Annotated in this window: 2 protein-coding genes; both read left to right on the top strand. The window is 69.7% G+C overall.

Annotated features, from left to right (window positions below):
- The coding region (locus AX685_RS03265) for an N-acetylmuramoyl-L-alanine amidase family protein (RefSeq protein WP_066485413.1) at nt 1-886 on the top strand (886 nt) is incomplete at its 5' end.
- A 50-nt stretch (nt 887-936) separates the two neighbouring features.
- Nucleotides 937-3,273 (top strand): transglycosylase domain-containing protein (locus AX685_RS03260; RefSeq protein ID WP_066485412.1); only part of this gene is annotated, 2,337 nt, incomplete at its 3' end.

Genomic DNA, 3,273 nt, shown 5'->3' with positions numbered 1-3,273 from the left:
GCACCGAGACGCGGACGCGCCCGCGCGGCGGCGCGGCGCCGCTGCCGCCGGGCCGTTGCGCTTCCTGCCGTGGAACTGGGGGAAGGGCGCCGATGCCGGCAGCGGCGCCGCGCCGCCGCGCGGGCGCGTCCGCGTCTCGGTGCCCGTGCCGCCGCCCGCCGCGGGCGTCGCGCTGCCGCGGGTGGAGGGGGAGGCGGATCGTCCGCTGGTCGTCATCGACGCCGGCCATGGCGGGGTCGATCCCGGTGCGATCAACCCCGATACCGGCCTGCGCGAAAAGGACGTGACGCTGCGCATCGCCAAGGCGATCCGCGCCGCCTTGCTGGAGAGCGGGCGCGTGCGCGTCGCGCTGACGCGCGAGGACGACCGCTACATTCTGCACCGCGAACGCTTCGGCATGGCGCGGCGGCTGAAGGCGGACCTGTTCATCTCGATCCACTGCGATAGCGTCGGCGAAGGGACGCCCAGCGGCGCCACCGCCTATACCCTGTCCGACGTCGCATCGGACAAGGAAGCCGCCCGGCTGGCCGCGCGCGAGAACAAGGCCGATGTGATCGCGGGCGTGAACCTCGATCGCAACGCCGACGTCTCGTCGCTGCTGATCGACCTGACGCAGCGCGAGACGATGAACGCCTCGGCCGGGTTCGCGCGGCTGCTGGGGCGCGAGGCGCGGCCGCTGATCCCGACCAAGGCCGATTTCCACCGCACCGCCTCGCTGCTCGTGCTAAAAGCGCCGGACATGCCCTCGATCCTGTTCGAGACCGGCTATCTCTCCACCCCCTCCGACGCAGCCTTCCTCGACAGCCGCGAAGGCCGCGCGAAGATCGCGCAGAGCGTGCAGCGCGCCGTCGACGTCTATTTCGCGCGCCGCCTCGCGATGAAGTGACGCGGCCCGATACTTTCCCCTGCCCGCGAACCTGCTAAACGGCGGGTCGTATGGCTTCCGATACCCCCAGCGAGACGATGACGGCGCGGCGTGGCGCCGGCGATATGCTGGCGGGGCTGTGGCGGCGGCGACTCGTGCGCTGGGGCGTTTATCTGGCGGGGCTGCTGGCGATCGCCATCGGCGTGTTCTGGCTGGTGTTCGCGCGCGACCTGCCCTCGGTCGACAAGCTCAAGGCCTATCAGCCGCCGCTGCCCACCAACGTGCGCGCGGGCGACGGGTCGCCGATCTATTCCTATGCGCGCGAACGGCGCGTGCAGCTGGCCTTCGCCGAATATCCCCCGCTGCTGGTGCGCGCGTTCCTGGCGGCGGAGGACAAGACCTTCTTCGAGCACCACGGCGTCGATTTCCCCGGGCTGGCCGGCGCGGTGATCGATTATGCGCGCAAGTTCGGCACCGGGCAGCGCGCGCGCGGCGGATCGACCATCACGCAGCAGGTCGCCAAGAACCTGCTGATCGGCAACGAATATTCGCCCACGCGCAAGATTCGTGAGGCGTTGCTGGCGTACAAGATCGAACAGACGCTGTCGAAACAGCAGATCATCGAACTGTACCTCAACCAGATCTTCCTCGGCCGCAACGCCTATGGCGTGGAGGCCGCGGCGCACGCGTACTTCGACAAGGAACTAGACGAGCTGACGCTGGGCCAGATGGCCTATCTGGCGATATTGCCCAAGGGGCCGGCCAATTACGATCCGTTCCGCAGCACGGATCGCGCGCTGGAACGGCGCAATTACGTGCTGCGCGAAATGGTCAGGAACGGCTTCGTCACCCAGGCACAGGCCAGCGCCGCTGCGGCCGAACCGATCGGCGCGATCGTGCGGCGCACGCCCAAGTTCGAGCGCGTCGGCGGCTATTTCGTCGAGGAGGTGCGCCGCGAACTGATCGACCGCTTCGGCGAGACGGCCGAGGACGGGCCGCACAGCGTCTATGCCGGCGGGCTGTGGGTGCGCACGTCGATGGACCGTCAGGTGCAGCAATATGCCGCGGAGGCGCTGCGCAACGGGCTGTTGCGGTTCGACAGCGGGCGCGGCTGGTCCGGGCCGCTGCGCCATGTCGAGCTGGGCGAGGGCGCCGGGTGGCTGGGCGCGTTGCTCAACACCAATATCGCGCTCGATTACTCCGACTGGCGCGCCGCGATCGCGATCGCACGCGACGGCGATGCGTGGCAGCTGGGCTTTGCCGACGGCTCGACCGGCACGCTGCCGCGCGGCGCCGCGCAGATGCCGGTGCGCGGCGTCGGCAGCCCGGCGTTCGGCGCTATCAAGCCGGGCGACATCCTGGCGGTGGCGCCGTCTGCGGGTGGGGCGTTCGCGCTGCGTTCGGTCCCGCGCATCTCCGGCGGGATGGTGGTGCAGGAACCGATGACCGGGCGCATCCTGGCGATGCAGGGCGGGTTCGACGCCAGCGTCCAGTCGTTCAACCGCGCGACCCAGGCGATGCGCCAGCCCGGGTCGACGATCAAGCCGATCGTCTATTCCGCCGCGCTGGAACACGGCATGACCCCGGCGTCGATCATCGTCGATGGGCCGTTCTGCGTCTACCAGGGCGCGCGGCTGGGGCAGAAATGCTTCCGCAACTTCGGCAATTCGCGCGGTGCCGGGCCGCACACGATGCGCTGGGGCATCGAACAGTCGCGCAACCTGATGACGGTGCGCGCCGCCGCGCAGACCGGCATGGCCAATGTCGTCAAGCTCATCAAGGCGATGCAGATCGGCGATTATTCGCCCTATCTCTCGTATGCGCTGGGCGCGGGCGAGACGACGGTGGAGAAGATGGTCAACGCCTTTGGCGTGCTCGCCAACTGGGGCCGCTGGCACGATCCGTCGCTGATCGACGTGGTGCAGGACCGCAACGGGCAGGTGATCTGGCCGGAGAACTGGCGGGCGTGCGATGGGTGCAACATGCGGGAATGGGACGGCAGGGCGATGCCGCGCCCGGCGATGCGCGGGCGCCAGGTGCTCGACGCGATCAGCGCGTACCAGATGGTGCACATCACCGAAGGCGTCATCCAGCGCGGCACCGCCACCGCACTGCGCGACCTGGGCCGCCCGATGTTCGGCAAGACCGGCACCAATACCGGACCCACCGACGTGTGGTTCATCGGCGGCACGCCGCAGATGATCGCCGGCCTGTACTTGGGCTATGACAGCCCGCGCAACCTGGGCGGCTATGCGCAGGGCGGGACCGTCGCGGTGCCGGTGTTCAAGGAATGGGCGGTCAAGGCCTATGCCGGCCTGCCGGTGCTGCCGTTCCGCGCGCCGCCTGGCACCCGTATGGTGCGCATCGACCGCGCCAGCGGGCGCCCGGTCTACGGCACCTTCCCGACC

The sequence above is a fragment of the Sphingomonas sp. CCH9-F2 genome (assembly GCF_001556735.1).
Classification (GTDB): Bacteria; Pseudomonadota; Alphaproteobacteria; order Sphingomonadales; family Sphingomonadaceae; genus Sphingomonas; species Sphingomonas ginsenosidimutans.
This window is presented reverse-complemented; position numbering and strand designations above follow the sequence as displayed.